We start from the raw sequence: 5,278 nt of genomic DNA on the forward strand, positions 1-5,278 counted from the left end.
CACTGCTGCTACTGTCCCCAGTAAAGGAATCACATTAATCGCTAAAGCATGAAGCTGCTGCTGAATTTTTAAGTGATTATTGCTCTTAACTGTTATTTTTTGCCTCTTACTCGAACTTGTAAGAAGCTCTGTTGTGCTGTCCAACTGCATCAACAATACTCCTTATGTGATCTTGTGACTTTCAATTTCATACTTATTTGCAACTTTCTACTTTCTGTAATAAGGATTCGACATCAGCCTGTAAATCCCGAAACTTCACTTTTCCCTGAGGATTGAGACTCCAATCCCCCACCACATTTAAACTGCCAGTGAGAAACTCAGCCCGACAGGCCTGACGGCGAATTTTACCGCTGGAAGTCTTAGGAATGCTCCCGGTCTTAACCAGTACCATGGCATAAACCTGTAAAGCATGCTCTGCCGTCACCCCCTGACAGATACTTGCTGCTACCTCTTTTACATCGAGCTTGCGGATATAACTTCGTTCTACTTCCTGAACAATCACCAGTCGCTTATCGCCTTTGAACTCCACCGTAAACGCGGCTCCACAATGAGGTCGCAGTGCCGGGTGACTCTTTTGAACTGTCAGTTCGATGTCCTGGGGATAATGGTTTTGCCCTCGGATGATAATCACATCTTTGATTCGCCCGGTAATGAACAACTCGCCATCGAGCAAGAATCCTAAATCTCCTGTGCGCAGAAACGGTCCTTGTTGGCTATCTGCCAGGTAAGCATGAAAAGTTTCTTGGGTTTTCTGTGGTTTCCTCCAGTAGCCCATGGCTACACTCGCCCCCGACACCCAAATCTCTCCGACTTGTCCATCCGGACACTGGATTTGTGACTCAGGATTAGCGATCGCAATTTTTTGGTTTAACCAGCTACGACCACAGCCTACTATCTCCCGAACTTCATCGTTGTGATCAGTGCTTTGCACTACTTTGTTTTGGGACAGGGCAGCTCCATCGACCAGGCGAATAATTGGCTCAGCTGTCTTCAAACCCCCGGACACTAATAAAGTAGTCTCAGCCATTCCATAGCAGGGGTAAAATGCCTCAGCTCGGAAGCCACAAGGGGCGAAATAGTTAGCAAACTTCTCCAGAGTTTGAGGAAGAACAGGCTCAGCGCCACTAAAAGCCACTCTCCAGCTACTTAGGTCAAGACCTGTAAGCTTTTCTGGCTTAATCTTGTTTACACACAAGTCATAAGCAAAATTAGGCCCGCCGCTGGTGGTCGCCTTATAGCGGGAAATTGCTTGCAGCCAGCGGATAGGCTTCTGGAGAAAGGCTACTGGCGGCATGAGAATCACTGGTTTCCCCAAATACAGAGGTTGCAGGACATTGCCAATCAGTCCCATGTCATGGTAAAAAGGCAACCAACCGACAACAATAGTATCTGCTGTATGCCCGAAAGCCTGCTGTATCATTTGCTGGTTGTGCAGCAGATTCCCATGAGAGACCATCACCCCTTTCGGTGTCCCTGTAGAACCAGAGGTGTATTGGAGAAAAGCCAAGGTATTGCTGGTCAGTGCCGGTTCCTGCCATTCATTAGCGCGATCGCCACCAATGTTATCCGTAGCTACCCAGTGCAAGTCAGCCAATTCTGGATTCTCGGTAAATTTCCCTTCTATGTTTCCCAAAACCGATGTAGTAGTAAGTGCCACTGTCGCCTGGGCATCTGCCACAATTGCCTGTAACCGGGACATCTTCTGATTCCGCCGTGGTTGATAAGCTGGTACTGCTACAACCCCTGCATACAGGCAGCCAAAGAAAGCAGCAATGAATTCTAGACCTGAGGGATACAGCAGCAAAACTCTTTCGCCGGGGGAAACTAGGGACTGGAGAGAAGCCGCGATCGCCTGTGCCTGTCGGTTCAATTGTTGATAGTTAAGCTGTGCTGATTCGGTTTCTCCATTCTCAAGAAAGATATAAGCTATTTGCTCAGGCTGGTTTTCCGCCCTTGTGCCCAGAAGGTCTACTAAATTCGAAAATTGAGGTATGGTGTTGAGGAAATAATCTAAACAAGCAGTCATTGGTGACAAAAATCGCAATAGGTTTGTGGTTTTGAGCTCTAAACTACTTCTAAGGCTTAAGTGCAACTTTTACCCATTGGACTTTGGACAAAACTATCAAAGTTCAAATAGGTAACGATAACTACTGTTGGAAAAATCTGGCTCTGTTTCCTGCCATGGTTCGATTCAAAACACCAAGAGCGACTAGTTGCCACAGTGACATTCGTGTTTAATCCAGTCTCTGGCCAAAGCAGCGGGAACAGGGAAAAGTTGCAGAATAGATAAACTATGTACTATCAGAGCATGCTAAAACCCATGAGAGGGCTATAGCTTTAGGACAAATGCTCTGCATTAGTGACATGCTCCCAAGGCAGCTGATCATTAGTTGCCTCTAGCCCCAATATGTTTGGATGTCCTTGAGTGGCACACTAAACAACAGATTCTTTCATATAAGATTCCCTGGTATACATTCGTGATCAAGTCATTCCATCGAGTTATAGACGGTCGAGATGATGGCAACTTGATGTATTTGAGAGCTGATTCGCAAACTCGCTGTAATCTTTGTATGATAAGGCTTGCGCTAAAATAGAACCAGGACTTACGCGGTGAAGTTTATTTCGCCCCCCTAGCCCCCCAATTCTGGGGGGTAATGATGTCAAAGTCCCCCAGAATTGGGGGATTTAGGGGGCAAATGCGTAAGTCCTAAGAACAATTGAAATGCTTAATACAAAACATACAATTATAGTAGGACTTTCATACTTATTCGGATTTACTTAAGATTTACTTAAGATTTACTTTAAAAAACAGGTATGATCGCCTACGACTAAATAGTATGGAAAGCAAGCAAGAATTAAAATCCCAAAAATTCAGCTCTTTTAAAGGTAAATTCATATGAACTTTATGAATAATCCTGTAAGCATTCAGCGGTCAGTGGTCAGTGGTCAGCGGTTAGTGGTCAGCCGTCAGCTTATTTTATTCAAAAGCACCGATCTAGTAGCGATGCAGCGCGTTCATGCAGGGGTTTCCCCCACTCGCGCTTTGCATCAAGAGAGCGTGGCACAGGCTTTGGCCTTGGCCTTTGGCCACGCTACGCGAATGGCCACGCTGTGCGAACGACGCTGGGAGGTAAAGCATAAGCTGATACGCGACACGCTGATAGCTGTTGGCGTAGCCTGCGCGTAGCGCATATGCTTACATAATCCTCATGAATGGGATAATAGGCACAGTCAGTCAAGGGAGTTGCATGTCATGAACCCCACTCAGATCAAGTCTGGTTGAATACCCATAACTGACGGGGCTCGGGCGCGGGAAGTTTGGGGAGATGGCCAGATGGGGTAAATTTTTATTAAGGGTAATTAGGGCTTGTTGAAAAAGTCTTTTGGTAAGGGATTGAGTCAGAACTCAGAAATCAGGATGCCCGATCCAGCAGTTACGACTTACACACCCAGACATGTCATACTACATCCGGGTTAAAAAACCCTGGAAAACCCAGTCCTTGAGGTGCTCCCGAAAGTTTTTGTAGCCGGGAATTTCAGTCCTCATCGCTTAAGAGGAGCTATAGGGTTTATCATACTTATGAGGTAGATTCAATGTCTTGATGCCGTCGCTCGTGGTCAAGGTGGCTGTGTGGGTCACCTGGGTCAGCACCTGTGTTGATGCAGTCGCTGATGGGGGCAACCCCCGCAGGTCGGCGCTGCATCGCTGTAAGCCCGTTGGCAACCAAGGCAGTCGCTGATGGGGGAAACCCCCGCAGGTCGGCGCTGCCTCCCTTTGACCGCGCTGCATCGCTACTCCCTACTCCCTACTGCCATTAACCCAGGAGTTTGTATCTCACCAAATTGAGTACTGCTGTATAATTAAAACCGGCAGTCAGTTCTGACTTTTCAGAGCTTCTGGGGAAAACACCATCAAATATCAGCTCAACTCTTATTATCAAAGAACTAGGCTTAATGATAATGATTCAGGGTAGAATAGCGATGCAGCGAGGCCAAAGGGGGTTTCTCCCACTCGCGCTTGGGATCAAGAAAAGGCTTGGCGGATTCAGAAATGAGCGCGATCCTAACCATTGAGCCGCTACGGGAACGGGTTGAAGAAAAAAGATCCCCTCAAAAGTCAGCAGTCAGTCAAGGGAGTTGTCATGAACTCCACACAGCACTCAGGATGACCGATCGAGCAGTTACGACTTACGCACCCAAACTGGTTATACTACATCCGGTTTAAAAAAACCCTGGAAAACAAACTCCTTGAGGTGCTCCCGAAAGTTTGTGTAGGCGCGAGTTTCAGTCTTTTGGGCTTAAGAGCAGCTAGAAAAGTGGATTTGGTATCAAACATCTGAGGAGGTGACATGAGCCCTGAAAAGCTTGCTAAATAAGGCTTTGAGGCCATTTATCTGGCGTAGCTGATTATGAGTATGGTTTCGCCCCCCTAGCCCCGCAATTCTGTGGTGCGCACCGGTGGGGTAACAAAAGTCTAAAAGTCCCCCAAATTTGGTGGAGCAACGGGGGCTTCAACAAAACCATATCGCCCATTCATTCATTAATTCAGCAACGCCAGTTATCTTAGCAAAGATAAAGTTGCAAATTGACCCTACGAATGATTTTATGCAATCTCAAACCCTTATAAACTATGTCCAAGGTCAGTCCAAAATACCATGTATTTTTTTGTAACATAGTATCTTTTTGTAACAGATCGGCTGAACGTATTATCCAGTAAGGATTTTAGCTTGCATGTTACCCCCTCAAATCAAACATCTGTAATTCCCCCTTCCTGGTTCCTTCTCACTGACATTCATCATGGATCTTGACAAGTTACTAACCCAATTAAATAATTTGCTGATTGGCAAGGGAGAAAAGAAGCTATCTCCTCGTGATCAAAAGATAATCCAAGGCTCTTGGGCAGGTAAAACCTACGAGGACATGAATATTCCTGGATACACTACGGATTATATTAAGAAGATCGCTGCTCCTTCCTTATGGAAGAAACTGTCAAACCTAACAGGACAACGTGTCACAAAAAAAAATCTTCGGCTAGTTCTCGAGTCAGTATCAAAACCGTCAAGCTCTATTCCTGAGCAGACCGAAAGTAGTCCCCTCTTAAAACTCGATTTAAGTGACGCACCCTATGTATCGGATTTCTACGGACGCACCAACGAACTGGCTCAGCTACAGCAATGGATTGTCACAGATAACTGTCCATTGGTGGCTATTTTGGGCATTACTGGTATTGGCAAAACTGCCTTGTCAGTGAAGCTAGTTGAACAGATTAAGGATCAGT

3 protein-coding genes and 1 pseudogene are annotated in these 5,278 nt (G+C 46.0%); 2 read left to right on the forward strand and 2 right to left on the reverse strand.

The window, feature by feature from the left end:
* Positions 1-193: 193 nt before the first annotated feature.
* Positions 194-2,026: a fatty acyl-AMP ligase gene (locus tag F6K52_RS31810; RefSeq protein WP_293088352.1), complete on the reverse strand. Its 1,833-nt coding sequence runs from the start codon at positions 2,024-2,026 to the stop codon at positions 194-196.
* A gap of 1,524 nt (positions 2,027-3,550) precedes the next feature.
* Positions 3,551-3,790: a hypothetical protein gene (locus F6K52_RS31815; RefSeq protein WP_293088354.1), complete on the reverse strand. Its 240-nt coding sequence runs from the start codon at positions 3,788-3,790 to the stop codon at positions 3,551-3,553.
* 261 nt (positions 3,791-4,051) lie between these two features.
* Here F6K52_RS31815 and F6K52_RS31820 point away from each other — a divergent pair, with 261 nt between their 5' ends.
* Together F6K52_RS31820 and F6K52_RS31825 are read left to right on the forward strand one after the other, a co-directional pair.
* Positions 4,052-4,225, forward strand: a complete 174-nt coding sequence (locus F6K52_RS31820) for a hypothetical protein (RefSeq protein WP_293088356.1) — start codon at positions 4,052-4,054, stop codon at positions 4,223-4,225.
* 572 nt (positions 4,226-4,797) lie between these two features.
* Positions 4,798-5,278: pseudogene (locus F6K52_RS31825) on the forward strand (hypothetical protein); the annotation flags it as partial.

The sequence above is a fragment of the Moorena sp. SIO3H5 genome, from assembly GCF_010692395.1.
Classification (GTDB): domain Bacteria; phylum Cyanobacteriota; class Cyanobacteriia; order Cyanobacteriales; family Coleofasciculaceae; genus Moorena.

Excerpts from the sequence above, each read along its gene's own strand:
- F6K52_RS31810 (WP_293088352.1), bottom strand. The coding sequence starts at position 2,026 with ATGACTGCTTGTTTAGATTATTTCCTCAACACCATACCTCAATTTTCG.
- F6K52_RS31815 (WP_293088354.1), bottom strand. The coding sequence starts at position 3,790 with ATGCAGCGCGGTCAAAGGGAGGCAGCGCCGACCTGCGGGGGTTTCCCC.
- F6K52_RS31820 (WP_293088356.1), top strand. The coding sequence starts at position 4,052 with ATGAGCGCGATCCTAACCATTGAGCCGCTACGGGAACGGGTTGAAGAA.